Raw genomic sequence first — 23,669 nt, forward strand, 5'->3', positions numbered from 1 at the left:
CTGCTCGTCGTTCAGGTCGATGTGGGACTGGTTGCCCTGCACGCCGTGCGGGATGAGTGTGGCGGTGTCGAGCTTCGCGGCGGCCTGAGTGGTGGTGACCGCTGCGTCCCGCGTGGGGGTGGTGGTGTCGTGGTTGAGGGGGCCGGCGGCGAGGCCACCGGCGACGGTCAGACCGGCGATACCGAGGATGCTCTTACGCAGGATCGTGTTCATGAGGGGCTCCATTCGGGGGTCGACGCACACCCGGGGGTGGGGTGCGTGGGCACCGTCAGGCGCTCAAGAAAGGTTCTCGGGGGGATCCGGCGTCCTGCTCACACGCGGCCCGCAGCACGCCCGGGGGTGGCGTGCGAGGTTCGGCTGGGTGGCGCCGGAGACATCCACAACGACCGCCGGCCCAGGATGCATTCCCGGCCCCTGCCACCCGCGCTCGCGTGCTGCCGGGGGTGCTGCTGCGGTCGTTCACCAGGTATAACGCCCCGGCCCCGCCCACGATTCCGCCAGCCGGGTGTGGCGTCCCGCCCAGCCTCAACATCCGTCCGTTCCGTTCCGTCCCGGCCCGATCCGATCCCGGCCCCGTCCTCTGCCTGGACTCACCTGGCCCCGTCAAACATGAGGTTGACGGCACACGGTGTCCGGTTTGTCGCAGCCAACGTCATGATCGGGCATGCTCGCGGCGGCGTCCGCACTGCCGGATGGAGATCTTGGTACGAAAGTGCCCCCATGAGGGCCGTTGCGTACCAAGATCTCTCGTCGGCGGAACGCCGGGGCCCGTGCGCCGGCGTTGGCGCACGCGCCACCGTGGGAGATCTTGGAAGGAAACGGCCGCCATAGGGGCCCGAATCTTCCAAGATCTCCGGCGGAGTGCCGCGCTAGGCGAACAAGGCGAACAGGTAGCGAGGATGCAGCGGTCGATCATGAAGTTGGCGGGGACGAAACGGGCGCCGCACGCCGTCAACTTCATGATCGACGGGGTGGGGGCGGGAAGGGCGGGGGGTGTTGGGCCGGGTTGGGGTTACCCTGATGCCATGTCGGTCAGCGCGCACGCGTACCTCGCCCGTCCCGGGCGACCCGCCGTGGTGGCGCGCACCCTGGACGAGCTGACCGGTCCCACCACCGGCATCGTCGAGCTGCCGGTACGCCTCATGTGGAGCAGCGAACGCGCGTTCGACCTGGGCGACCCGGACGAGTTGCTCTGGATGTACGAAAACGTGCTGCGCGAGACGACCCGGGTGAAGGATCTGCGCGAGCTGATCCACGCGGGCACGTTGCGCCGGCTGTGGCCGCTGCTCAACCTGCCCCGGGGCGTACGCCTGGCCTGGGAGGGCCGGCACCGGAGCCTGCGCGCCGCGTGACCCATCCGCACGACTTCTACCGGCAGGTGGCCCGGGTGGCGCTGGCCGCGGCCGGCCCGCACCGTTTCGTGCTCGGCGGCGGGGTGGCGTGGGCCGTACACGGCCTGGTCACCCGCCCCACCGAGGACGTCGACCTGTTCGCCGACGTGGAGGGCGCCGCAGCGGCGGCGGCCGACGGGGTACGCGCGGCGCTGGAGCGGGCCGGTTACCGGGTGGCCGAGGTGGACCCGGGCGGGCTGGGCGAGGTGTTCGACGGATTCGACCGGGACCTGCGGGACTTCGTGGTGAGCCGGGACGGCCGGCAGATCCGCCTGAGCCTGGCCCGCCTGGACCGGCACCGCAGCCCGGTGGTGATGGACCTCGGCCCGGTCATGGACGTCCGCGACCTGATCGCCAACAAGACCGCGGCGCTGGTGAACCGGCGGGAGGTACGCGACTACATCGACGTCTCCGCCGCGCTGGACCGGTACACGGTCGCGGAGCTGCTGGAGCTGGCCCGTCAGGTCGACCCGGCGCTGGACGACGAGGACGTGCGCGCCGCGGGCCGCTACCTCGACGGGCTGGCCGACCGCCGGTTCACCCGCTACGGCCTGGACGCGCCACGCATCGCCGAGGTGCGCCGCCGGATGGCCGTCTGGCCCCGCTGAGCGGCGGAACCAGACGACCGGGGGCGGGACCAGGCGGCCGGCACGGGCCAGCGAGCCAGAACGGGAAAAGCCGGACCGGACGACGGCTCACTTCGTCGGGCGGCCGCCAGTGACGCCGAGGATCTCGCCGGTGACGTAGCTGGACTCCTGCGAGGCGAAGTAGACGTACGCGGGCGCCAGCTCGGCCGGCTGACCGGGACGGCCCAGCGGCGTGTCGGTGCCGAACTGCTTGACCTTCTCCTCCGGCATGGTGGCCGGGATCAGCGGCGTCCAGATCGGGCCGGGCGCGACCGCGTTGACCCGGATGCCCCGGTCGGCCAGGTTCTGCGCGAGCGCCTTGGTGAAGTTGGCGATGGCGGCCTTGGTGGTGGCGTAGTCGAGCAGCTGCGGCGACGGGTCGAACGCCTGGATCGACGACGTGTTGATGATCGTCGAGCCTTCCTTCATGTGCGGCACCGCGAACTTGCAAAGCCAGAACATGGCGTACACGTTGGTCTTGAAGACCCGGTCGAACTGCTCGGTGGTGATGTCGAGCAGGCCGTTGTCCTGCGACATCTGGTACGCCGCGTTGTTGACCAGGATGTCGACGCCGCCGAGGTCGCGGACGGCCTGGTCGACCAGGGCGCGGCAGTTGGCCTCCTCGCGCAGATCGCACCGGACCGCGACGCCGGTGCGCCCGGCCTGCTCGATCAGGGCGACCGTCTCCCGGGCGTCCTTCTCCTCCTCGTCGGCGAGGTACGTGACGAGCACGTCGGCGCCCTCGCGGGCGAAGGCGATGGCCACGGCCCGGCCGATGCCGGAGTCACCGCCGGTGATGACGGCGCGCTTGCCGGTGAGCCGGTCGCTGCCCCGGTACGACTCCTCGCCGTGGTCGGGCTTCGGCCCCATCTCCTGCTCGTTGCCGGGCGGCGTCTGCTGCTGCGACGGCTGGCCCTCCTGCTGTCCGTACTGCTCGGCCGGGTGCTGCTGGGTGAACTGGTCCTCGCTCATGGATGCGCCCTACCCCGGTGACGGGCGGGAAAACAGCAGCCTGTGACCGGAAGGGAAACGATTCGGGCCGGTGTGGCGCAGGTGACATGTGGTGGTTATGGTGCGCAACGGCGCCCACGAGGCGCGTACCCCCATTGGAAAGGCACCTCCATGACTTCCTCCTCCGGCGCCTCCCGGCGCCAGGTGCTGGCCGTCGCGGCCGCCGCCGCGACCGCTCCCCTGCTGGCCGGCGCGCCCGCCGAGGCGAAGCCGAAGCAGCCGAAGACCTGGGACCTGACGATCCTCGGCACGTCTGACACCCACGGCAACGTCTACAACTGGGACTACTACAAGGACGCCGAGTTCGACGACAGCAAGCACAACGACGTCGGCGTCGCGAAGCTCGCCACCCTGGTCAACCAGATCCGCGCCGAGCGCAAGGGCAGGGCCACGCTGGTCCTGGACGCCGGCGACACCATCCAGGGCACGCCGCTTGCGACGTACTACGCCAAGCAGGAGCCGATCACCAGCACCGGCGAGACGCACCCGATGGCCCGCGCCATGAACATCCTCAAGTACGACGCGGTGACGCTCGGCAACCACGAGTTCAACTACGGCCTGCCGCTGCTGGCGACCTGGATCGAGCAGCTCGGCTTCCCGACGCTGGCCGCGAACGCGCTCAACGCGAAGACCGGCAAGCCGGCGTTCCTCCCGTACGTGATCAAGGAGATCAAGCTCGGCGGGCACGGCGCGCCGAAGCTGCGCGTGGGCATCCTCGGCCTGACCAACCCCGGCGTGGCCATCTGGGACAAGGGCAACGTCGAGGGCCGCCTGGTCTTCGCCGACATGGTCGCCACCGCCGCGAAATGGGTGCCGGAGATGCGCCGCCGCGGCGCCGACCTGGTCGTCATCTCCGCCCACGGCGGCGACAGCGGCACCTCCAGCTACGGCCCGGAGCTGCCGAACGAGAACCCGACCGCGCTGATCGCCGAGCAGGTCCCCGGCATCGACGCGATCCTGTTCGGCCACGCGCACAACGAGGTGCCGGAGAAGTTCGTCACCAACCTCACCACCGGCGAGCGGGTCCTCACCTCGGAGCCGTCGAAGTGGGGCCAGCGGCTGACCCGGATGGACTTCACGCTGACCCGGGAGAAGGGCCGCTGGAGGGTCACCGCCAAGTCGGCCACCACGCTGAACACCAACACCGTGGTCGAGGACCCGGCGGTGCTCGCGGCCGTGCGCGGCCAGCACACCAAGACCGTCGAGTACGTCAACCGGGTCGTCGCCCAGTCGAGCGTGGAGCTGTCGGCCGCCGAGTCGCGGTACAAGGACACCCCGATCCTGGACTTCATCAACCACGTCCAGACCGAGGTGGTCACCGAGGCGCTCGCCGGCGGCGAGTACGCGGGCCTGCCGGTGCTGTCCATCGCCGCGCCGTTCAGCCGTACCGCGGTGTTCCCGCAGGGCGACGTGCGCATCCGCGACGTGGCGGGCCTCTACGTGTACGACAACACGCTGGAGGCGGTCGTGCTGACCGGCGCCGAGGTGAAGGCGTACCTGGAGTACTCGGCGAAGTACTTCGTCACGCTGCCGGCGGGCGCGCCGGTGAACCCGGAGACGATCAGCGACCCGGCGGTGCCGGACTACAACTACGACGTGTTCTCCGGCGTCGACTACGACATCGACATCGCCAAGCCGGTCGGCCAGCGGATCACCCGCCTGGTGCTGGCCGGCACCGACACCCCGGTCGCGGCGGACGCCCGGTTCGTGGTGGCGGTGAACAACTACCGGCGCAGCGGCGGCGGCAACTTCCCGGGCATCGTGAAGACCCAGGTCTACAACGCCCAGCAGGAGATCCGCCAGCTGCTCATCGACTGGGCGCAGGCCAAGGGCGTCATCGACCCGGCCGACTTCTTCGTACCCAACTGGAAGCTGGTCCGCGACGGCGTGCCGGTCTTCTGACCGTGAGGCGGCGGGGCCCGGCGGTGTCCGGGCCCCGTCAGCCGCCCGCGCGCAGGTGCCACTCCGACTCCCCGCCGACCGGGTCCGGCCGGTCCGGCGGGAACTCGGTCTCGGCGGACTCGACCCGCTCCTCCGGGCGTACCCGGGCGGGCAGTTCGCCGAAGCGGACGTGCCGCAGGAACGCGTACTCCTCGTCGGTGAACGACTCGGCCGGCTCGCTCATGACCGCATTGTGCGCCCACCCGTCCCGTCTCCGCATCAACCGCCACGGCACGGGTATGCCGCCGCGTCGACCGTCGGCGACGAGGTGGAGGAGACATGCGCGCAGTACGGATGACCGCACCCGGTGTGCTGGAGCACACGGAGGTGCCCACGCCGCAGGCCGGCCCGGGTGAGGTGCTGCTGCGCGTCGGCGCGGTCGGCGCCTGCCACTCCGACCTGCACATCCTCGACGCCCCGGCGGGCGTGTTCCCGATCCCGATGACGCTCGGTCACGAGATCGCCGGCACCGTCGACACGGTCGGCCCCGGCGTGGACGGCTGGTCGCCCGGCGACCGGGCCGCCGTCTACGGGATCATCGGCTGCGGCCGGTGCCGGGCCTGCCTGCGGGGCGAGGAGAACCGCTGCCGGGTCATCCCGGTCGGCGGCATCGGGCTCAGCCGCGACGGCGGGCTGGCCGAGTACGTGGTGGTGCCCGCGTCCCGGCTGCTGCCGGTCGGCGACATGGACCTGACCCAGGCGGCGCCGCTCACCGACGCCGGGCTGACGCCGTACCACGCGGTGGACCTGGCGCGGCCCCGGCTGCGACCCGGCACCTCCTGCGTGGTGATCGGCATCGGCGGCCTGGGGCACATGGGGTTGCAGATCCTGCTCGCCACCACAGCGGTACGGATCATCGCGGTGGACACCAACACCGCCGCGCTGGACCTGGCCGGCCGCCTCGGCGCGCACCACACGGTGCAGGCCGGCCCGGACGCGGTGGAGAAGATCCGCGAACTGGTCGGACCGGCGCCGGACGGCGCGGACGTGGTGCTCGACTTCGTCGGCGCGCAGCCCACGCTGGACACCGCCCGGCAGGTCGTCGCCACCGGCGGCCAGATCCTGCTGGTGGGCCTGGCCGGCGGCACGCTGCCGGTGCGCCCGGTCGCCGACGAGCCGCCCCCGGTGCCGCTGGAGACCGGTGTGGTGGTGCCGTTCTGGGGCACCCGGGCCGAACTGCACGAGGTGATCGCGCTGGCCCGCGACGGCCGGCTGCACGCCGACGTGCACACGTTCCCCCTCGCGGAGGCGCCGCAGGCGTACGAGGCGCTGCGCCGGGGCGAGGTGCGAGGGCGGGCGGTCATCGTCCCCTGACGCGGGGCGCTCAGTGGTGCGGGAACACCGGCACGGCGCCCGGTCAACCGGCCACTGACCGTACCTTCGCGGGCAGGCGGTCGAGCATCGCCAGCGCGGCCCGTACCGGCCGCCGGTCGAGCACCTCGGCGAAGCTCGCCCGGCCCTGGCAGAACCGGACGAACATCCGCCAGCCGGGCGGGCTGGCCAGCATCGCGTGGAACACGTCGGGCCGCCGCTCGAACACCTCCAGCAGCCGGTGCCCGGCGCGCATCTCCGGCGTCAGCCGCCGGTCGACCTCCCGGGCGTACGCGTCGAGGTCACCGGCGGCCACCGCCTCCCCGGCCAGCCGGCCCGAGCGCAGCGCGTAGCTGATCCCCTCGCGGCTCCACGGTTCCAGCAGCCCGGCGGCGTCCCCGGCGACCAGCACCCGGCCGTGCCGCAGCGGGGAGTCCCCGGTGCGGCAGCGGGTCAGGTGACCGGAGTCGTGCTCCGGGGTCATCCCGGACAGGCCGAGCCGGTCGGTGAAGTCGCGCAGGTAGGCGCGGGTGCGGTCGCCGTCGCCCCGGGCGGAGATGACACCCACAGTGAGACGGTCGCCCTTCGGGAACACCCAGGCGTAGGAGCCGGGCAGCGGCCCCCAGTCGAGCAGCACCCGGCCGCGCCAGCGGTCCCGTTCGGCGGCGTCCACCGGCAGCTCCAGTTCCAGCCCGAGGTCGACCTGCCGGAAGCGCACCCCGACGTGGCGTGCCGTCACGCCGGACGAGCCGTCCGCGCCGATGACGGTACGGGCGCGTACCGTCTCACCGCCGGCCAGGCGCAGGCGTACCTCGTCGGGGTCCTGCTCGATCGCGCGGACCGCGACGCCCTCGCGGACCTGCGCCCCGGCGGCGACGGCGGCGGCGCGCAGCCGGTCGTCGAACTCCTCCCGGCGGATCATGGTGACCAGCGGCGCGGGGTGCCGGCGGGTGAACGCGCGTCGCCCGTCCCGGGTGAACGTGACCCGGCCGATCCGGTCGTGGGCGGGCACCTCGACGCGGCCGGCGACCTCGGCCAGCGACGTGCCGATCAGGCCGCCGCCGCAGGTCTTGTAACGGGGGTGGGTGGCCCGTTCGACCACGAGCGTGCGCACGCCGGCCCGGGCCGCGGCGTGCGCGGCGGAGAGTCCGGCGGGCCCGCCGCCGACCACGACGAGATCCATGATCACGGGTGCAGCCTAGGGCACCGCCGTGCCTCGCCGCCCGGTACGACAGTCGAACGGGTGCGCATCATCGCGGCCCGTCCGGGTAACCGCCGGTCGCCGGCCGTCCGCGGGTCGGGCGGTCCACGCCGAGGAGGGAAGCGATGCCTCAGGTCCAGCTGTCTGCGGTCGAGGAACGGGTCTACCAGGCGGTGTCCGCGCTGGAGGTGCAGGGACACGTCCCCTACCCGGACCTGATCGCCCAGGAGACCGGGATGACCGAGGAGGAGCTGCGCGAGCCGCTGCACTCGCTCACCGAGCGGGGGCTGCTGCACCGCGAGGACTCCCCGATGTCCGGCCTGGACTTCGGACCCCGGTGGTGCGCGCGCCAGATGGCGTGATCGAGTCGTTTGCCCCACCGGGCACCGGGTAGCGATCGGAGTCGGGTGATCGACGGTCTGTGGGGGGCACGATGAGCGAGGGCCGGTCGTCGACGCCGGTGCCTGACACCGGGTACGACGGCCGGCGCCGCTGGCGCGCGCTGAGCGTCGGCCTGATCGCGGCGTTCATGACGCTGCTGGACGTCAGCATCGTCAACGTCGCGGTGCCGTCGATCGACCGGGCGCTGCACGCCACGCCGAGCGATCTGCAGTGGGTGCTGTCCGGGTACGCGCTGACGTTCGGCCTGGTGCTGGTGCCGGCCGGGCGGTTCGGTGACGCGCGCGGGCGGCGTACCGCGTTCGTGGTCGGGGTGGGGCTGTTCACGCTGACCAGCGCGCTGGCCGGGCTGGCGCGCTCGCCGGAGTGGCTGGTCGTCGCCCGCCTCGTCCAGGGCGCCGCCGCCGGTGTGGTGAACCCCCAGGTCAGTGGCATGATCCAGGAGCTGTTCCGGGGCGCGGACCGGGGCCGGGCGTTCGGGCTGCTGGGCGCGACGATCGGCATCTCCACCGCCGTGGGTCCGCTGCTCGGCGGGCTGCTCATCCAGCTCGGCGGCGCCGAGCACGGCTGGCGGTGGGTGTTCTTCGTGAACATCCCGGTCGGGATCGTGGCGATGCTGCTCGGCTGGCGGCTGATGCCGGCCCGGCCCACCAACCCCGCCGGACGGGGGCGGCTCGACCCGCTCGGCGTGCTGCTGCTCGGCGCCGGAGTCACGGTGATCCTGCTGCCGCTTGTGCAGCGGGAGCAGTGGCGGGGCCCGGGCAAGTGGCTGCTGATCCCCGCCGGCCTGCTGCTGCTCGCCGGGTTCGCGCTCTGGGAGCACCGGTACGCCCGGCGCGCCCAGCCGCTGTTCGACCTGCGGCTGTTCACGGTGCGCTCGTACACGCTGGGCGCGCTGATCGGCCTGATCTACTTCGCCGGGTTCACCGCGATCTTCTTCATCTTCACGCTCTACCTCCAGATGGGGCTCGGCTACAGCGCGCTCGTGGCCGGTCTGGCGATCACCCCGTTCGCGCTCGGTTCGGCGCTCGCCTCCGCGCTCGGCGGCCGGGTGGTCACCCGCTACGGCCGTCCGCTCGTCGCGATCGGGTTGCTGGCCGTGGTGGCCGGGCTGATCGCGACCGACCTGGTGCTGGCTGGCGGTCCGCACGACGACGTGCCGCTGCGGACCGCGCTGCCGTTGCTCGTCGCCGGGCTGGGCAGCGGCCTGGTGATCGCGCCGAACCAGACGCTCACGCTGTCCGAGGTGCCGGTGCCGATGGCCGGCAGCGGCGCCGGGATGCTCCAGACCGGGCAGCGGATCGGATCGGCCGCCGGCATCGCCGCGGTGGGCGCGCTGTTCTTCTCGACGATCGCCGACGACCGCGGCGACTGGAGTACGGCGTTCCGCCACTCACTGCTGCTCGCCGCCGGGATCATCGTGCTGGCGCTCGGCGCCGCGGTGGCGGACATCGCGCTCGGTCACCGGCGGTCCGCGGGCCGCTCCTGATCGGCGGCGGGCAGCAGGACTGTGGTGAGCAGCCGCCGGGTCCGGCCGGGCCCGGGGCCGAGAGCCGCGTACTCGGCGAACAGGTCGCGGAACCGGGTGACGAACTCGGCGGTCTCGGCGTCGGTGGCGTGGAACGCGTTCTGCCGGTAGCCGGCCACGTCGCGGGCCAGGTCGGCGTCGCCGCGGTCGAGGTAGCCGTCGAAGTCGGCGAGCAGGCCCGCGACGAAGGTGAGGAACGCCTGGCGGTGTCGCTGCGGGCTCATGGACCGGGCCTCGTCCGGGTCGACCGACGCGGCGGCCTCGTTGAGCCGGTAGCTGCGCTCGACCGCGCCGCGGGCGCGCCGCTCCCCCACCGTGTGCAGGACGCCGTGGTCGGCGAGCGTGGCGACCTGCCGGTAGAGCGTGGCCGGTGGCACGTCGCTCAGTTCGGTGCGCAGGTCGGTGGTGGTGAGCGTGCGGCCACCCAGGAACGCCTGGACGATGCGCAGCCGGACCGGGTGCAGCAGCAGCTCCACGGTGTCGAGTGCCACAGTGGCTCCCCTTTTTGTTATCGCCTCCGGTAATGTTCTCAGCAACGATAACAGAAGCGAGGAGTTCGCCGATGGCCACCATCGACCTCACCCCCGACCGCATCGACGTCCGGCTCACCACCGCCGAGAAGGTCTGGGCGCTGCGCGGCGACCTGTCGTTCCCCCGCTCCGCCGTCAGCGGCGCCGTCGTCGTACCGGACGGGGCGCGCGCCACCCGCGGCATCCGGGCGCCCGGCCTCGGCGTCCCCGGCACGCGCAACGTCGGCACCTGGCGCGGCAGGGCCGGCAAGGAGTTCGTCAGCGTCCGCGGCGGCCAGCCGGCCGTCCGCATCACCCTCACCGGCCAGGCGTACGACTCCCTGCTCATCGGCGCCGACGACGCCTCCGCCCTGGCCGCGGCGGTGCTGCCGTGACGGTCGACCGTCCGCTCGCCGTCGACTCGGCCGGGCAGCGGCTGTCCGGCACGCTCACGCTGCCCGACGGCGCCGGACCGCATCCGTTGGCGCTGCTGCTGCCCGGCTCCGGGCCGATCAACCGCGACGGCGACCACCGCCGCCTGCCGCTGGGCATCCAGCGGCACCTGGCCGCCGCGCTGACCGGGGCCGGGATCGCTGTCGCCCGGTACGACAGGCGGGGCGTCGGCGAGAGCAGCGGCGAGTTCCTGCGTACCGGCTTCCACGACAACGTCGACGACGCGGCCGCCGTGCTCGCCGCGGTGCGCGACGACCCGGCCGTGGACGCCGGGCGGCTGTTCCTGGTCGGGCACAGCGAGGGCGCGCTCACCGCTGTCGCGCTCGCCGCGCGCGGCGTACCGGTGGCCGGCCTGGTCCTGCTCTCCGCGCCCGGGCGCACCGGCGCCGAGGTCCTGCGCCGGCAGGCCGGGCTGCTGCTGCCCACCCTGCCCGCGCCGGTACGCCTCGTCCTCCGGCTCACCCGCACCGACCTGGTAGCGAAGGTGGCCCGCAACCACGAGAAGATCCTCGCCACCGACAAGGACGTGGCGCGGGTCGGCGGGCAGCGGCTCAACGCCCGCTGGTTCCGGGAGTTCCTGCGCTACGACCCCCGGCCGGACCTGGCCCGCGTCGACGCGCCGATCCTCGCGCTCACCGGCGACAAGGATCTCCAGACCGATCCGGCGGACCTGCCGGTCATCGCCGCGCACGCGGGCGGGCCCGTGCAGACCGGGGTGCTGCCGGACGTCACCCACGTGCTGCGCCGCCGGGCGGGTCCGCCGTCGCTGCGGGCGTACCGGGACGAGGCGAAGCAGCCGCTGGACCCGTCGGTGGTCGAGCCGGTGCTGTCGTGGCTCGCCGCGCACAGCGGCTGAGGGCACGCGAAAGGCCGGCACCCGGATCGGGTACCGGCCTTTCGTCAGGTCTTACTTGTTCCAGTGCTCGGCCACGATCTCGGCGGCCTGCTTCTCCCACTGCGCGTACGCGTCGGGGTAGGCGCTGACCTGCACGGTCTGCGCGGCCTCGGTCAGCGGCATGTCCTGCCAGCCGTCGACCTGCTTGAGGCCCTTGAGGAACGCCAGCGTCGAGTACTCGGGGTCGGTGATCTGCTCCGGCGTACCCCAGCCGCTGGACGGCCGCTGCTGGAACAGGCCCAGCGAGTCGTGGTCGTTGCGGTCACCCAGGTGACCCAGGTTCTCCAGCTTCGACTCCTGCAGCGCGGTGGCGATCGAGATGACCGCGGCGCGCTCGGGCAGGCCCGCCTTCTTGGTGGCCGCGATGATGGCCTTGGCGTTGGCGAGCTGCTCGTCGTTCAGGTCCACGTGCGACTGCGCGCCCTGCGGGCTCACGCCCTGGACCGCGACGGCGGCCGGCTTGGCGGTGTCCGCCGCGTGGGCGGCGACCGGACCGGCGAACACGCCACCGGTGAAGGCCAGACCGGCGATACCGAGGATGCTCTTGCGCAGGATCGTGTTCATGGTGGGCTCCGTTCGGGGGTCGACGCATCCGGGGGGATGCGTGGGCACCGTCAGGCGCTCAGGTTTCTCGGGGGGATCCGGCAGCGCGGGGCGTGCCGGGTGCATCTGCAACGACCGGCAGCCCGGGGTTGTTCCCGGGGGGCGCTCGGCGGCGCCGCTCCGGTCGCGCACCGGGTTACAACGCCATCCGCCCACCCCCGATTCCGCCCGCGCAGTGCCGCCCACCACAGCGCAACCGGACACGGCGCGCACAGTCCCCACCGCCCCGTCGATCTTGGAGTTGTGGCGCCCAGGATGTCTGGTTTCACGAGGTCTGCGAGGTGCCACAACTCCAAGATCGGCGAGGGCCGGGCCTGCTCCATGCGAGAACGGCCGGCCCCGGAAGGGCCGGCCGTTCGCTACGGGTGTCGGGTCACCAGACCTGCTGGACGATGTCCGCCGCCTGCTCCTCCCACTGCGCGTACGCGTACGGGTAGGCGGACACCTGGACCGTCTGCGCGGCGGTGGTCAGCGGCAGCTCGTGCCAGCCGCCCACGTTCTTCAGCGCGTTGAAGAACGCCTTGCTGGAGTACTCCGGGTCGGTGATCTGCTCGGACGTGCCCCAACCGGACGACGGGCGCTGCTGGAACAGGCCCTCCGAGTCGTGGTCGTTGTACGCGCCGAGGTGACCCAGGTTGTACAGCTTCGACTCCTGGAGCGAGGTCGCGACGCCGATCACGGCGCCCCGCTCCCCCACGCCGGTCTCCTTGGCCGCCTCGACGATGGCCTTGGCGTTGTCGAGCTGCGCGTCGTCGAGCGGGATGCGCGACTGCGCGCCCTCGACGCCGTGTGGCACGAGCTTCTCCTTGGCCGGCCGGTCGGCCCGGGTCGGCACCTTGTCCAGGCCGGTGGTCTGGCCGGGCTTGACCGCCTCGGTGGAGGTCTTCTTGCCGGTGGCCAGGTCGATCGCGGCCTTGGCGCCGGCGTGCGGCCCGCTGGTCACGGGCGCGGCCACGGCGACGGGGCCGACGGCCAGGCCGCCCAGGACTGCCACACCCGCCACGCTCAGCGCGGCGCGGCGGTTACGGGTGACGGCGGCGGTCTTCGCGACGGCGGTCTTCGCGATGGCGGGGAGCCATCGAGTGAAGTGCTGCTTCACGATGGTTGCCCTTTCGATCGTTACGACGCGCTCCGGGGTGAGCGCCCCTCGAGGGACTACCGCCGGGTAGGTGTTTGGCTTCCGGCGGTACGGGGGACACAACCAGCCCGCAGTGTCGGTCATTCCGGAAATGCCGGGCAGGGCCGAGGCTGCGGTCCAGGTCACCCGCGATTCCGGGCAGCGGCTGCCGGAGCGCGGCGGACGGGACGAACAGGGATGATCAGGCCGGAACGCCGAACCGGACCAGCACGTGCCAGAGCTGCTTGAGGTGCTGAAGCGTCACCGCGGCCGGCCCCCGGTCGGCCCAGCGCTGCGGCTCGCGCACCACCGAGGCGGCGGCGCGGCCGACGAGCGCCGCGTGCAGCGGCTCCCCCGGGCGGGCGAACTCGGCGGCGACCCGTACGGCCAGCGGCGGGATGTCCGGGCCGCGGAACTCGGCGTCCACGGCGTCGACGGGCAGCACGAAGCCGGGGTGGAAGCGCAGCGCCACGCCGTGCCGCGCGGCGATGCCCTCCAGGCGGCGCCCCACGTCGGTGCCGCGGAACGACGGGTCGACCACGAGCGCCTCGACGTCGCGGGCCAGGCTGATCTCGCCGTGCACCTGCGCCTCGATGTAGTCGTCCAACGCCCGGCCGACCCGCCCGGACTCCCGTTCCCGGCGGCGCAGCAGCGTCCGCAGCAGCGTGCCGGTGTCCATGCCGGCCACGCCCAGGGCGACGCCGGTGCCGGCGGTGGCGGCCAGCAGCGCCGCGAACACCGGCTCGAAGACGTCGACGGTGCCGAACTCGGTGGGCTCGATGTGGCTGTCACCGAAGCTGAACGTCGCCCGGGCCAGCACCTCCGGGCGCAGCCGCAGGTGACACGAACCGAACCGGGGGCAAGCACCGTCGGCGTGGTCGAGCAGGTTCAGGCCGCCGTACTTCGGGCGCTCCGTGGGGAGCACGCCGGGACGCTGGTACGCGCCGCCGAACATCGCCTGCTCCCAGACGTCCCGGTCGCCGCCCGCGTACGCGGTCAGCCCGCCGTTGGAGATGCCGGTCTCGAACTGGCTGCGGTAGACGCCCTCCTCGTCCAGCGCCTCGACCACTGTGCGGCCGTCCCGCAGCACCCGGTCGGGGTGGAAGTTGACAGTCAGGCGCCCGTACCCGGTCACCGCGGCGACGACCTCCTCGTACCGGTACCTGGCGCCGGAGGCGGCGAGGTGGCGGGCGATGACGGCGAGCGCCGCCGGGCGGTCGCGCAGCGCGACGTCGCGGACGTGGCGCAGCGCGGCGGACTGGGCGGCGGTGAGTGTGGCGACGGACACGGGCCCGAGTATCACCGGACGGGACCTCGCCCGGCCACACGGTTTCGGTGCCGTCCGAAGCGGACGGACGCCCGCCGGCGCGCGGACGGGCCGGGAGACGCCGCGGGCCCGGACCGGACTGCTCCGGCCGGGCCCGCGCGGGTGTTCGGTCCTCAGTGGCCCCGGGCGATCCACTCGTCCAGGTGCGGCGCCTCGGCCCCGATCGTGGTGTCGTCGCCGTGCCCCGTGTGCACCACCGTCTCCGGCGGCAGCGTGAGCAGCCGGGTACGGATCGACTCGACGATGGTGCCGAAGTCGCTGTACGACCGCCCGGTCGCGCCCGGTCCACCGGCGAACAGGGTGTCGCCGGTGAAGACCGCGCCCAGGTCGGGGGCGTACAGGCTGCACGCGCCGGGACTGTGGCCGGGCGTGTGCAGCACCCGCAGCGTGGTGCCGCCGACGGCGAACGTCTGCCCGTCGGTGAGGTCGCCGTCCGGGGCCGTGCCCGGGTGCACCATGTCCCACAGCACCCGGTCGGCCGGGTGCAGCAGCACCGGCGCGCCGGTGGCCCGGGCCAGCTCGGGCGCGACCCGGACGTGGTCGTCGTGGGCGTGGGTGGCGATGATCGCCAGCACCCGCCGGTCACCGATCACCTCGCGGATGGCCGCCACGTCGTGCGGCGCGTCGAGGACGACGCACTCCGAGTCGTCACCGATCACCCAGACGTTGTTGTCCACGTCGAACGTCTGGCCGTCGAGCGAGAACGTGCCGGAGGTGACGGCGTGGTCGACGCGGGCGGTCACGGGAAGACCACCACCGAGCGCAGCACGTCGCCGTGGTGCATCCGGGCGAACGCCTCCTCGACCTGGTCGAGTGCGATCTCCTCGGTGACGAACGCGTCCAGGTCCAGCCGGCCCTGCCGGTACAGCTCGGTCAGCATCGGGAAGTCGCGGCTGGGCAGGCAGTCGCCGTACCAGCTGGACTTGAGCGCGCCGCCGCGGCCGAAGACGTCCAGCAGCGGCAGGTCGACTGTCATCTCCGGGGTCGGCACGCCGACCAGCACGACGGTGCCGGCCAGGTCGCGGGCGTAGAACGCCTGCTTCCACGTCTCCGGGCGGCCGACCGCGTCGATCACCACGTCGGCGCCGAAGCCGCCGGTGGCCGCGCGGATGGCCTCCACCGCGTCGTCCTCGGAGGCGTTGACGGTGTGGGTGGCGCCGAACTTGCGCGCCCAGTCGAGCTTTCGGGAGTCGGTGTCCACCGCGATGATCGTGGTCGCGCCGGCCAGGGCCGCGCCGGCCACCGCCGCGTCGCCGACGCCGCCGCAGCCGATCACCGCGACCGAGTCGCCCCGGGTCACGTTGCCGGTGTTCATGGCCGCGCCGAGACCGGCCATCACGCCGCAGCCGAGCAGGCCGACCGCCGCCGGCCGGGCCGACGGGTCGACCTTCGTGCACTGCCCGGCGTGGACGAGCGTCTTCTCGGCGAACGCGCCGATGCCGAGCGCGGGCGTCAGTTCGGTGCCGTCGGTGAGCGTCATCTTCTGCGTCGCGTTGTGGGTGGCGAAGCAGTACCACGGGCGGCCGCGCCGGCAGGCCCGGCACTGCCCGCAGACCGCGCGCCAGTTGAGCACCACGAAGTCGCCGGGCGCCACGTCGGTGACGCCGTCGCCCACCTGCTCCACGATGCCGGCGGCCTCGTGGCCGAGCAGGAACGGGTAGTCGTCGTTGATGCCGCCCTCGCGGTAGTGCAGGTCGGTGTGGCAGACGCCGCACGACTGGATGCGGACCACCGCCTCGCCCGGCCCCGGGTCCGGCACCACGATGGTGGTGACCTCCACGGGCGCGCCCTTGCGCCGCGACACGACTCCCCGGACTTCCTGGCTCACGGTGCCTCCTTCGTTGCGTGCATCTGCACCCAGAACCTACCGCTGATCATGACCCGCGAACCAATGAAGGCCGCCGGATTGTCCTGGTCATGACCGGGTACCCGGTGTGCCGGTTCTACCAGGTGGGACGGGAGTGATCATGAGGCTGTCGCATGCGCCGCTGCGGGTCGCCATCGGCGCGTACATCCTGAACTCCGGGCTGGGCAAGCGGGGCCTGGAGGGTGAGGCCGCCGCGGGCATGCACGGCATGGCGGCCGGCGCGATGCCGCAGCTGCGGCAGATCCCGCCGGACCGGTTCGCCGTGCTGCTGTCCCGGGGCGAGGTCGCGCTCGGCGCGGCGCTGCTCGCCCCGTTCGTCCCGTCGCTGCTGGCCGGAGCCGCGCTCACCGCGTTCGGCGCGGGTCTGGTGCAGCTCTACCTGAAGACGCCGGGCATGCGCGAGGGCACCAGTCTGCGGCCGAGCCAGGAGGGCATCGGCCTGGCCAAGGACGTGTGGCTGGTCGGCGCGGGGCTGACCCTGGTGCTCGACTCGCTGGTGCGGCACCGGCCCTGAGCCGGCCGCGCCGAAACCGCGCCCGGCCGCCCGCGTACTCAGGCCGCCGCCGGCACCGCAGCGGCGGCCCGCTCGTCGGCGAGGCGGCGGCGGGCGGCGTTGCGGTAGCGCAGCACCTGCGCCGCGCCGAGCGCCCAGAGCAGGAACTGCACGGCGAACGCCCAGCGGAACGCGGACAGCGGCGGCGCGTCCCTCCCGGCCGGGGTGGCCAGGTCGAGCACTACGCCGACGGCCAGGATCAGCGCGATCGAAGCGACGAAGCCGCCCACGTTGACGATGCCGGTGGCACTGCCGATGCGGTGCACCGGGTTGAACGTGCGGGCGTAGTCGAACCCGATCATCGAGCCGGGTCCGTTCACGGCGAGCACCACCACAAGCGCCACCAGCAGCCAGTGCGGCGCGCGGCCGGGCCAGGCCAGGACCACCGCCCACACCCCGGCGGTGGTGGCGGTGATCGCGAAGACCACCACCGAGCGGTGGAACGGGTGGCGCGAGCACAGGTGCGCGATCACCGGCCCGCACACGAGCGTCACCACTGTCATCAGGGTGAGCATCCCGGCCGCCGCGGTCGGCGAGAACCCCTGCCCCTGCACGAGGAACGGGTACCCCCACAGAAGCGCGAACACCGCGCCGGAGAACTGGGTGACGAAGTGCGTCCACAGGCCCAGCCGCGTGCCGGGCTGCGCCCAGGCGTCGGCGAGCTGCCGCCGTACGGTAGGCAGGTCGGGGGCGAGCGCGGTGGCGTGTTCGGCGTGCGGGGTGTCGCGTACCGCGACGAGGACCAGCAGCACCACCGTGGCGCCGAGCGCCGCGGCGGTCAGGAACGCCGGGGTCCAGCCCGCGCGGTGCAGCAGCAGCACCAGGGGTACGGCGCCGAGCACCGCACCGAACTGGCCGACGGTGCCGGTGAGCTGCACCAGGAGCGGGTTGCGCCGGCCGGGGAACCAGAACGCGACGATGCGCAGCACGCTGATGAAGGTCATGGCGTCGCCGAGACCGACGAGCACCCGGGCGGCGACGGCGGCCGGTACATCGCCGGCCACCGCGAACAGGAGCTGCCCGGCCACCATGAGCGCGCCGCCGGCAAGCAGCAGCCGGCGTGAGCCGTAGCGGTCCAGCAGCACCCCGACCGGCACCTGCATGGCGGCGTAGACGGCGAGCTGGGCGACGGAGAACGTGGCGAGCGCGGCGGCGTTGATGTGGAAGCGCTCCGCCGCGTCGACCCCCGTCACGCCGAGGGAGCTGCGGTGGAACACGGCCGTCAGATAGGCGGTGACGGCCACCGCGTACACCAGGGCGGCGGGGCGGCGACCCGCGTTCACCGCAGCGTCCCGAGCATCCGCGCGGCGGTGTCGATGTGCGCGGCGACCGCGTCGTGCCAGGCCTGCGGGTCGTCGCCGTCGAGCGCGGCGAGCTGGCCGGCGTGCTCGGTGAGGGCGACCTCGGCCCAGCCGGGTGAGAGCCGGAAGCTCGCCTCGCCCATGCGGAGCTGCCTGTCGCGCAGCCGGTGGTACAGCTCGGCGAGGATCTCGTTGCCGGCGGCCTCGACCACTGCGGCGTGGAACGAGCGGTCGGCGGCCATCAGGGTGGTGATGTCACCGGCGGCGTGCGCGCGGCGCATCTCGTCCAGCCAGCGGGCCAGGTCGGCGCGCAGCTCGGCGCGGCGCGGCCAGACCCGGTCGGCGGCGTGCAGTTCGACCAGGCGGCGGGCCTCGATCACGTCGGCGATCTCCCGGGCCGACACCGGCCGGATCAGCGCGCCGCGCTTCGGGTAGAGCTTGACCAGCCCTTCGGTCTCCAGCCGCAGCAGCGCCTCCCGGACCGGGGTGCGGGACACCCCCGTCGCCTCGGCGACCTCGCCCTCGCTGACGAGCTGGCCGCCCGGGTAGACCTGTTCCAGGATGGCCTGCTTGAGGTGCCGGTACGCCCGCTCGGCGGCGGACGGCGCGGTCCGGCTGGGATGCGTCATGTATCTAAGCTTGCTCCGCCGGCCGCCCGCCGGCCCGGCGCGGGCCGGGACAGTGGCGCAGGCCACGGTCAGGCCCACAGCTCCCGCAGCAGCGCCTCCACCTCGGCGGTCCGCTCGATCTGCGGCATGTGCCCGGTGTCGCGGAACAGGTGGCTGCGCGCCTCGGGCAGCCGGGTGCTGGCGTACGCCAGGTGCGCGGCGGGCAGGACCAGGTCGCGCTCGCCCCAGACGAGCAGCGTGGGCAGGCCGAGCGCGGCCACCGCGTCGAGCAGGTCGGCGCGCCACTGCGGGCGTACGCCGCGCCAGGTGCCCAGGTCGCGGACCAGCTCCAGCATCACCCGGGCGGCGTGCGGCTGCCGGGCCACCGCGAGCGCGGTGGCGAGCCGCTCGGCGGTGACGTACGCCGGGTCGTGGAAGATCGCCCGTTCGGTCCGGCGGACGATCCCCGGGTGCGGGCGCAGCAGCAGCCGGGCCAGCGGGCGTACCGCGAGCAGCCGCAGCGCCACCGTCACCTCGCGGCCGAAGCCGGCGCTGTTGAGCAACGCCAGGCTGGCGACGCGCCGCGGTTCGTCGGCGGCCAGGCGCATCGCGACCGCCCCGCCGAGGGAGTTGCCGACCAGGTGGGCGGGGCCGGTCACCCCTGCCACGTCCAGGAAGCGGGCCACCGCGGCGGCCAGCGCCGGGAGCGTGTGCGGTCCGTCCAGCGGCGCGGAGCCGCCGTGCCCGGGCAGGTCCACCGCGAGCACCAGGTGGTCGCGGGCCAGCTCCGTGTGCAGGGCGGTGAAGTCGTCGAGGGTACGGCCGATGCCGTGCAGAAGCACCACGGGCGGCCCGTCGCCGCTGATCCGGCAGCGGGTACGCCGCCCGTCGACGGTGCGCTCGCCGGCCGGGGGCAGGGCGAGCGTCACGCCCGGCGTCCGGGTTCCGCCCCGGCCTCCTCGCCGGTCCGGGGAGACGGCACCGGCACGCCGGCGTCGGCCCGCCGGGCCGGACGGAGGCGCATGCCCAGGGCCAGCACCCGGCCGTACCCGGCGGGGGCGACGCGGGCGAGCAGGTCGGGCAGTTTCGCCGACCAGCCGATCAGCACCCGGCCGCGACGGCGCTGCGCGCCGCGCAGGATCACCTCGGCGGCGGTCGCCGGGTCGATGGTGAGCAGCTTCTCGAACTGCTTGCGTCCGGCCTCGTACTCGTCGAGGGCCACGCCGCTGCCCACCCGGGCGCTGGCGGCGATCCGGGTGCGGATGCCGCCCGGGTGCACCGATGTGACGCCGACGCCGTCGTCGACGAGCTCGTGCCGCAGCGCCTCGGTGAACCCGCGTACGGCGAACTTGCTCGCCGCGTACGCGGCCTGCCCGGCGGGCGCGATCAGGCCGAACAGGCTGGACACGTTCACCAGGTGGGCGCCGGGTTCGGCCTTGAGCGCGGGCAGCAGCGCGTGGGTCAGGCGCACCACCGCCCGGAAGTTGATCTCGATGACCCAGAGGAACTCCTCCAGGGTGACCTGGTCGAAGCGTCCGCCCAGCGCCACACCGGCGTTGTTGATCAGCAGGCGGATCCGGGGGTGCGCACTGTGGATCTCGGCGGCGACCCGGTCGGTGGCGTCGGCGTCGGCCAGGTCGACCAGATGGGTCTCCACCCGCCGGTCCGGGTACGCGGCCCGGATCGCGGCCACGGTGGCGGCCAGGCCGTCGGCGTCCCGGTCGAGCAGCACCAGATCGGCGCCGCGCCGGGCCAGGCCGTGGGCCAGTGCCGCGCCGATGCCGCTCGCCGCGCCGGTGAGCACCGCCGTGCCGCCGGGGAAGACGAGGTCACGCATCGGTTCCTCCCGAGGTGGTGGCCGCCGTGGCGGGTATGCCGGCGCGGTCGAACCGTACGCCGTCGGTGAGCGGGCCGTGCCGCATCAGGCGTACGTCTCGGGGATAGTTCTGGTGCAGCCGCCACGGCGCCTGCGGCCCCTGCTTGGGCAGCTGGTCGACGGCGCGCAGCACGTAGCCGGACTGAAGGTCGATGATCGGCACCAGGTCGTCGGTGTCCGGGGCGAGCGGCGTGACGATCTGCCGGCCGGTGTCGTCGAGGTGGCGCAGCAGCCGGCACACGTACGTGGCGACGAGGTCGGCCTTGAGCGTCCAGGAGGCGTTGGTGTAGCCGATGGTCATGGCGAAGTTCGGCACGCCGGACAGCATCATGCCCTTGTAGGCGACAGTCGAGGCGAGGTCGACCTCCGCGCCGTCGACAGCCAGCGTCATGCCGCCGAGCGCGAGCAGGTTGAGGCCGGTGGCGGTGACCACCACGTCGGCGGGCAGCTCCTCACCGGAGGCGAGCCGGATGCCCTGCTCGGTGAACGTGTCGATGGTGTCGGTCACCACCGACGCGCGGCCGGCGCTCAGCGCGGCGAACAGGTCCCCGTCCGGCACCACGCACAGCCGCTGGTCCCACGGGTTGTAGCGGGGCGAGAAGTGCCTGTCGACGTCGTACCCGGACGGGAGGCGGCCCTTCGCGGCCCGGCGCAGGAACCGCTTCACCACGCCGGGGGCGCGGCGGCTGAGCTGGAAGTTGGCCACGCCGAGCGTGACGTTCTTCCACCGGGCCACCGCGTACGCGGCCTTCGGGGGCAGCCAGCGCCGCGCGGCGTCGGCGAACGGGTCGCGCGAGGGCAGCGCGATCACGTACGTGGGTGAGCGCTGGAGCATGGTGACGTGGGCGGCCCGCTCGGCCATGGCCGGGACCAGGGTGACGGCGGTGGCGCCGCTGCCGATCACCACGACCCGCTTGCCGGTGTAGTCCAGGTCGTCGGGCCAGTGCTGCGGGTGCACGAGCGTGCCGGCGTACCGCTCGACGCCGGGGAACCGCGGCGTGTACCCCTCGTCGTAGCGGTAGTAGCCGGAGTTGGTGAACAGGAAGGCGCAGGTGAGGGTGACGTCCTCGCCGGTGTCGTCGCGGTGGGCGTGCACGGTCCAGCGCGCGGTGGCGCTGTCCCACTCGGCGCGGACGGCCCGGTGATGGAAGCGGATGTGCCGCTCCACGTCGTACTCGCGGGCGGTCTGCCGGACGTACGCCCGGATGGAGTCGCCGTCGGCGATGGCCTTCGGGTCGGTCCACGGCTTGAACGAGTAGCCGAGGGTGTACATGTCGGAGTCGGAGCGGATGCCCGGGTAGCGGAACAGGTCCCAGGTGCCGCCGATGGCGCCCCGGGCCTCCAGCACCACGTAGGTCTTGCCGGGGCACTCACGTCCGAGGTGGACGGCGGCGCCGATGCCGGACAGGCCGGCCCCGACGATGAGGACGTCGACGTGGTCTGCGGCCATCGCTTCTCCCGTTCGCACCGGCGGTGGACCGGACACTATCCATCGCCGTCGACCGCAGTCAACACCGTGTCGAGTCGAATCGACAGTGTGTCGAGCGGGTGTAGCATCTGCCGACATGACGACCGCCCGTACGCCGACCGGCGCCGCGCCGACGCGCGGGCGGCGGGCCGGCCGGTCCACCGGCGACGACCGGGAGACCGCGATCCTGGCCACGGCCGAGCGGTTGCTCGCCGAGCGTCCCTTCGCCGACATCTCCATCGACGACCTGGCGCGCGGCGCGGGGATCTCCCGGCCCACGTTCTACTTCTACTTCCCGTCCAAGGACGCGGTGCTGCTCACGCTGCTCGACCGGGTCACCGAGGAGGCCGACGCCGCCGCCGGGGGCGTGTTCGAGCGGCTCGCCGAGGATCCGCGCGCCCACTGGCGGGAGCTGATCGCCCGGTTCCACGCCACGTTCGGCGGGCACCGGGACGTGGTGCTGGCCTGCGCCCAGGTGCGCGGCACCAACGCCGAGGTGCGGCGGCTCTGGGCCGAGGTGCTGGAGCGCTGGGTCCGCGCGGTGCAGGCCGCGATCGAGTCCGAACGCGCCCGCGGCGCGGCCCCGGACGGGCTGCCCGCCCGGGACCTCGCCATCGCGCTGAACTCGATGAACGAGCGCGTCTGGTACGCCACGTTCGCCGGGGACGGCCCGGCGGTGGCCGAGCGGGACGTGGTGGACGTGCTGCTCGACGTGTGGCTGACCGCGATCTACCGGACCGCCACGCCGCCGGTCACCGCGTCCGGCGGAACTCCATGACCCAGTTGGTCTCCCACGTGCGCTCACCGTCGGTGGAGAACGCCTGCTCCCAGCGGCATGAGTCGGCGGTGACCGCCGACCAGAGGAACCGGCAGCGTACCGGCCGCCCCTCGTCGGTGTCGTCGGCGTAGAACGTGCCGACGCCGCCGGTGAACCGGCCGACCACCGGGGGCAGTTCCAGCACGCCACGGCTGCTGTGCATCCAGTAGATCGACCACAGCCCGGTCGACGGGTTCAGGATGCGCACCGTCGAGCCGGAGAAGCCCCGGCTCGGGCAGCGCATCTCGTCGAAGCTGCCCGCGCCGTCGAAGAACGATCGCGCCTCGCTGACACCGGCGAACTCGTCCCAGTCGTCGCCGCCGACGTGGCGCTGCCGCAGGCGCCGGTTGGTCACGTCCCAGGTGCCGACGAGGAAGTCGAAGTCGCCCATCAGCGGCCCACCGGCCCCTCGGCCCGGGCGTCGGCCAGGTAGCTGGCCAGGTCCGGCCGGTCCGGTGCGAGCACGTGCCGGATCCAGGCGGTGCGCTCGTGTTCCAGTACGCCCAGTTCCCAGACGCAGCCGACGCCGGGACGGGTGAGGTCGACGAAGTGCGCCGGGTCGTCGTCCGGGCAGTCCAGCGCGGGCTGCCCGGCGATCGCGATGCGGCACTCGACGACGTTGTCGAAGAACCAGCTGTACGCCAGCAGGTACGCCCCGGTGTCCGCGCCCCGGTGCAGCACCACCCAGCTCGCCGGCGGGGTGGAGCCGTCCGGGCCGGGCAGCAGCGACGGCAGGTACGCGTACGCGGCGTCGACCACCCGCGGTTCGAGGCGGCGGTCCGGCTGGTCCATGTGGTAGCGCTTGACGTGCCGGCCCGCCACCTCGACGGTCCCCGGCACGGTCAGCTCCTTGTCGTGAAAAGCCAT

At 73.4% G+C, this 23,669-nt stretch carries 26 protein-coding genes and 1 pseudogene; 10 read left to right on the forward strand and 17 right to left on the reverse strand.

Features of this window, described 5'->3' with window-relative positions:
• A pseudogene (locus IF06_RS0129770) lies at positions 1-213 on the reverse strand (hypothetical protein); the annotation flags it as partial.
• An 812-nt stretch (positions 214-1,025) separates the two neighbouring features.
• Here IF06_RS0129770 and IF06_RS0129775 point away from each other — a divergent pair.
• Positions 1,026-1,352 (forward strand): hypothetical protein, encoded by a 327-nt coding sequence (locus tag IF06_RS0129775; protein WP_030275014.1) that lies wholly within the window; start codon positions 1,026-1,028, stop codon positions 1,350-1,352.
• Positions 1,349-1,999 carry a nucleotidyl transferase AbiEii/AbiGii toxin family protein gene (locus IF06_RS0129780; RefSeq protein ID WP_013286395.1) on the forward strand — a complete coding sequence of 217 codons (651 nt, stop codon included), beginning with the start codon at positions 1,349-1,351 and terminating at the stop codon, positions 1,997-1,999. Before IF06_RS0129775 ends, IF06_RS0129780 begins: the two co-directional genes overlap by 4 nt.
• Before the next feature lie 87 nt (positions 2,000-2,086).
• Here the strand turns inward: IF06_RS0129780 and IF06_RS0129785 are convergent, their stop codons facing one another.
• Entirely contained in the window at positions 2,087-2,989 is a 903-nt protein-coding gene (locus IF06_RS0129785; protein ID WP_013286396.1) for an SDR family oxidoreductase, read from the reverse strand.
• A 150-nt stretch (positions 2,990-3,139) separates the two neighbouring features.
• Between IF06_RS0129785 and IF06_RS0129790 the strand changes: the two genes are divergently transcribed.
• Positions 3,140-4,930, forward strand: a complete 1,791-nt coding sequence (locus IF06_RS0129790) for a bifunctional metallophosphatase/5'-nucleotidase (protein WP_030275016.1) — start codon at positions 3,140-3,142, stop codon at positions 4,928-4,930.
• Positions 4,931-4,967: 37 nt separating this feature from the next.
• Here IF06_RS0129790 and IF06_RS0129795 read toward each other — a convergent pair whose 3' ends face one another.
• Positions 4,968-5,153 (reverse strand): hypothetical protein, encoded by a 186-nt coding sequence (locus IF06_RS0129795; RefSeq protein ID WP_135240224.1) that lies wholly within the window; start codon positions 5,151-5,153, stop codon positions 4,968-4,970.
• A 95-nt stretch (positions 5,154-5,248) separates the two neighbouring features.
• Between IF06_RS0129795 and IF06_RS0129800 the strand changes: the two genes are divergently transcribed.
• The gene (locus tag IF06_RS0129800) at positions 5,249-6,283 is read left to right on the forward strand and encodes an NAD(P)-dependent alcohol dehydrogenase (RefSeq protein WP_013286399.1); all 1,035 of its coding nucleotides are present in this window, start codon (positions 5,249-5,251) and stop codon (positions 6,281-6,283) included.
• 43 nt (positions 6,284-6,326) lie between these two features.
• Here IF06_RS0129800 and IF06_RS0129805 read toward each other — a convergent pair whose 3' ends face one another.
• On the reverse strand, positions 6,327-7,463 hold the full coding sequence (locus IF06_RS0129805; RefSeq protein WP_013286400.1) for a geranylgeranyl reductase family protein: 1,137 nt from the start codon (positions 7,461-7,463) through the stop codon (positions 6,327-6,329).
• A gap of 143 nt (positions 7,464-7,606) precedes the next feature.
• On the opposite strand from IF06_RS0129805, the gene IF06_RS0129810 reads away from it, so the two are divergent.
• The gene (locus IF06_RS0129810) at positions 7,607-7,843 is read left to right on the forward strand and encodes a hypothetical protein (protein WP_013286401.1); all 237 of its coding nucleotides are present in this window, start codon (positions 7,607-7,609) and stop codon (positions 7,841-7,843) included.
• 71 nt (positions 7,844-7,914) lie between these two features.
• Entirely contained in the window at positions 7,915-9,369 is a 1,455-nt protein-coding gene (locus tag IF06_RS0129815; protein ID WP_030275019.1) for an MFS transporter, read from the forward strand.
• Here IF06_RS0129815 and IF06_RS0129820 read toward each other — a convergent pair.
• Positions 9,342-9,899, reverse strand: coding sequence for a helix-turn-helix domain-containing protein (locus IF06_RS0129820; RefSeq protein WP_013476744.1), 558 nt, complete (start codon positions 9,897-9,899; stop codon positions 9,342-9,344). The genes IF06_RS0129815 and IF06_RS0129820 overlap by 28 nt on opposite strands.
• Before the next feature lie 71 nt (positions 9,900-9,970).
• Between IF06_RS0129820 and IF06_RS0129825 the strand changes: the two genes are divergently transcribed.
• On the forward strand, positions 9,971-10,312 hold the full coding sequence (locus IF06_RS0129825) for a hypothetical protein (protein WP_013286404.1): 342 nt from the start codon (positions 9,971-9,973) through the stop codon (positions 10,310-10,312).
• Positions 10,309-11,226, forward strand: coding sequence for an alpha/beta hydrolase family protein (locus IF06_RS0129830; RefSeq protein WP_030275022.1), 918 nt, complete (start codon positions 10,309-10,311; stop codon positions 11,224-11,226). The genes IF06_RS0129825 and IF06_RS0129830 overlap by 4 nt, the downstream gene beginning before the upstream one ends.
• 51 nt (positions 11,227-11,277) lie before the next feature.
• Here IF06_RS0129830 and IF06_RS0129835 read toward each other — a convergent pair whose 3' ends face one another.
• The 5 genes from IF06_RS0129835 to IF06_RS0129855 all read right to left on the reverse strand — a co-directional run bounded on the left by IF06_RS0129835 (position 11,278) and on the right by IF06_RS0129855 (position 16,140).
• Positions 11,278-11,829 carry a hypothetical protein gene (locus tag IF06_RS0129835; RefSeq protein WP_013286406.1) on the reverse strand — a complete coding sequence of 184 codons (552 nt, stop codon included), beginning with the start codon at positions 11,827-11,829 and terminating at the stop codon, positions 11,278-11,280.
• Positions 11,830-12,241: 412 nt separating this feature from the next.
• Positions 12,242-12,967: a hypothetical protein gene (locus IF06_RS0129840; protein ID WP_030275023.1), complete on the reverse strand. Its 726-nt coding sequence runs from the start codon at positions 12,965-12,967 to the stop codon at positions 12,242-12,244.
• A 220-nt stretch (positions 12,968-13,187) separates the two neighbouring features.
• Positions 13,188-14,288, reverse strand: coding sequence for a DUF3626 domain-containing protein (locus IF06_RS0129845; RefSeq protein WP_030275026.1), 1,101 nt, complete (start codon positions 14,286-14,288; stop codon positions 13,188-13,190).
• A gap of 137 nt (positions 14,289-14,425) precedes the next feature.
• Complete coding sequence (locus tag IF06_RS0129850; protein ID WP_030275028.1) at positions 14,426-15,055, reverse strand: MBL fold metallo-hydrolase; 630 nt, start codon at positions 15,053-15,055, stop codon at positions 14,426-14,428.
• Positions 15,052-16,140, reverse strand: coding sequence for an S-(hydroxymethyl)mycothiol dehydrogenase (locus IF06_RS0129855; RefSeq protein WP_013286410.1), 1,089 nt, complete (start codon positions 16,138-16,140; stop codon positions 15,052-15,054). The genes IF06_RS0129850 and IF06_RS0129855 overlap by 4 nt, the downstream gene beginning before the upstream one ends.
• Positions 16,141-16,279: 139 nt before the next feature.
• Here IF06_RS0129855 and IF06_RS0129860 point away from each other — a divergent pair, with 139 nt between their 5' ends.
• Entirely contained in the window at positions 16,280-16,693 is a 414-nt protein-coding gene (locus tag IF06_RS0129860; protein ID WP_013286411.1) for a hypothetical protein, read from the forward strand.
• Positions 16,694-16,731: 38 nt separating this feature from the next.
• Here the strand turns inward: IF06_RS0129860 and IF06_RS0129865 are convergent, their stop codons facing one another.
• The 5 genes from IF06_RS0129865 to IF06_RS0129885 all read right to left on the reverse strand — a co-directional run bounded on the left by IF06_RS0129865 (position 16,732) and on the right by IF06_RS0129885 (position 21,967).
• Entirely contained in the window at positions 16,732-18,015 is a 1,284-nt protein-coding gene (locus tag IF06_RS0129865) for an MFS transporter (RefSeq protein ID WP_030275030.1), read from the reverse strand.
• The gene (locus IF06_RS0129870; RefSeq protein WP_036311809.1) at positions 18,012-18,662 is read right to left on the reverse strand and encodes a GntR family transcriptional regulator; all 651 of its coding nucleotides are present in this window, start codon (positions 18,660-18,662) and stop codon (positions 18,012-18,014) included. Before IF06_RS0129870 ends, IF06_RS0129865 begins: the two co-directional genes overlap by 4 nt.
• 68 nt (positions 18,663-18,730) lie before the next feature.
• Positions 18,731-19,570 (reverse strand): alpha/beta fold hydrolase, encoded by an 840-nt coding sequence (locus IF06_RS0129875; protein WP_013286414.1) that lies wholly within the window; start codon positions 19,568-19,570, stop codon positions 18,731-18,733.
• Positions 19,567-20,478, reverse strand: a complete 912-nt coding sequence (locus IF06_RS0129880; protein WP_013286415.1) for an SDR family NAD(P)-dependent oxidoreductase — start codon at positions 20,476-20,478, stop codon at positions 19,567-19,569. The genes IF06_RS0129875 and IF06_RS0129880 overlap by 4 nt, the downstream gene beginning before the upstream one ends.
• Positions 20,471-21,967, reverse strand: a complete 1,497-nt coding sequence (locus IF06_RS0129885; protein ID WP_030275032.1) for a flavin-containing monooxygenase — start codon at positions 21,965-21,967, stop codon at positions 20,471-20,473. The genes IF06_RS0129880 and IF06_RS0129885 overlap by 8 nt, the downstream gene beginning before the upstream one ends.
• Positions 21,968-22,082: 115 nt before the next feature.
• On the opposite strand from IF06_RS0129885, the gene IF06_RS0129890 reads away from it, so the two are divergent.
• The gene (locus IF06_RS0129890; RefSeq protein ID WP_013286417.1) at positions 22,083-22,763 is read left to right on the forward strand and encodes a TetR/AcrR family transcriptional regulator; all 681 of its coding nucleotides are present in this window, start codon (positions 22,083-22,085) and stop codon (positions 22,761-22,763) included.
• On the opposite strand, the gene IF06_RS0129895 is transcribed toward IF06_RS0129890, so the two are convergent.
• Together IF06_RS0129895 and IF06_RS0129900 are read right to left on the reverse strand one after the other, a co-directional pair.
• Positions 22,738-23,193 (reverse strand): hypothetical protein, encoded by a 456-nt coding sequence (locus IF06_RS0129895; RefSeq protein WP_013476729.1) that lies wholly within the window; start codon positions 23,191-23,193, stop codon positions 22,738-22,740. The genes IF06_RS0129890 and IF06_RS0129895 overlap by 26 nt on opposite strands.
• A complete protein-coding gene (locus tag IF06_RS0129900) occupies positions 23,193-23,669 on the reverse strand; it encodes a hypothetical protein (protein WP_030275034.1) in 477 nt (158 codons plus the stop codon). Before IF06_RS0129900 ends, IF06_RS0129895 begins: the two co-directional genes overlap by 1 nt.

This window comes from Micromonospora globosa, from assembly GCF_000717585.1.
Lineage (GTDB): Bacteria > Actinomycetota > Actinomycetes > Mycobacteriales > Micromonosporaceae > Micromonospora > Micromonospora aurantiaca.

Excerpts from the sequence above, each read along its gene's own strand:
- IF06_RS0129790 (WP_030275016.1), top strand. The coding sequence starts at position 3,140 with ATGACTTCCTCCTCCGGCGCCTCCCGGCGCCAGGTGCTGGCCGTCGCG.
- IF06_RS0129835 (WP_013286406.1), bottom strand. The coding sequence starts at position 11,829 with ATGAACACGATCCTGCGCAAGAGCATCCTCGGTATCGCCGGTCTGGCC.
- IF06_RS0129885 (WP_030275032.1), bottom strand. The coding sequence starts at position 21,967 with ATGGCCGCAGACCACGTCGACGTCCTCATCGTCGGGGCCGGCCTGTCC.
- IF06_RS0129860 (WP_013286411.1), top strand. The coding sequence starts at position 16,280 with ATGAGGCTGTCGCATGCGCCGCTGCGGGTCGCCATCGGCGCGTACATC.
- IF06_RS0129775 (WP_030275014.1), top strand. The coding sequence starts at position 1,026 with ATGTCGGTCAGCGCGCACGCGTACCTCGCCCGTCCCGGGCGACCCGCC.
- IF06_RS0129805 (WP_013286400.1), bottom strand. The coding sequence starts at position 7,463 with ATGGATCTCGTCGTGGTCGGCGGCGGGCCCGCCGGACTCTCCGCCGCG.
- IF06_RS0129870 (WP_036311809.1), bottom strand. The coding sequence starts at position 18,662 with ATGACGCATCCCAGCCGGACCGCGCCGTCCGCCGCCGAGCGGGCGTAC.
- IF06_RS0129900 (WP_030275034.1), bottom strand. The coding sequence starts at position 23,669 with ATGGCTTTTCACGACAAGGAGCTGACCGTGCCGGGGACCGTCGAGGTG.
- IF06_RS0129880 (WP_013286415.1), bottom strand. The coding sequence starts at position 20,478 with ATGCGTGACCTCGTCTTCCCCGGCGGCACGGCGGTGCTCACCGGCGCG.
- IF06_RS0129895 (WP_013476729.1), bottom strand. The coding sequence starts at position 23,193 with ATGGGCGACTTCGACTTCCTCGTCGGCACCTGGGACGTGACCAACCGG.
- IF06_RS0129825 (WP_013286404.1), top strand. The coding sequence starts at position 9,971 with ATGGCCACCATCGACCTCACCCCCGACCGCATCGACGTCCGGCTCACC.
- IF06_RS0129800 (WP_013286399.1), top strand. The coding sequence starts at position 5,249 with ATGCGCGCAGTACGGATGACCGCACCCGGTGTGCTGGAGCACACGGAG.
- IF06_RS0129785 (WP_013286396.1), bottom strand. The coding sequence starts at position 2,989 with ATGAGCGAGGACCAGTTCACCCAGCAGCACCCGGCCGAGCAGTACGGA.
- IF06_RS0129890 (WP_013286417.1), top strand. The coding sequence starts at position 22,083 with ATGACGACCGCCCGTACGCCGACCGGCGCCGCGCCGACGCGCGGGCGG.
- IF06_RS0129795 (WP_135240224.1), bottom strand. The coding sequence starts at position 5,153 with ATGAGCGAGCCGGCCGAGTCGTTCACCGACGAGGAGTACGCGTTCCTG.
- IF06_RS0129815 (WP_030275019.1), top strand. The coding sequence starts at position 7,915 with ATGAGCGAGGGCCGGTCGTCGACGCCGGTGCCTGACACCGGGTACGAC.
- IF06_RS0129810 (WP_013286401.1), top strand. The coding sequence starts at position 7,607 with ATGCCTCAGGTCCAGCTGTCTGCGGTCGAGGAACGGGTCTACCAGGCG.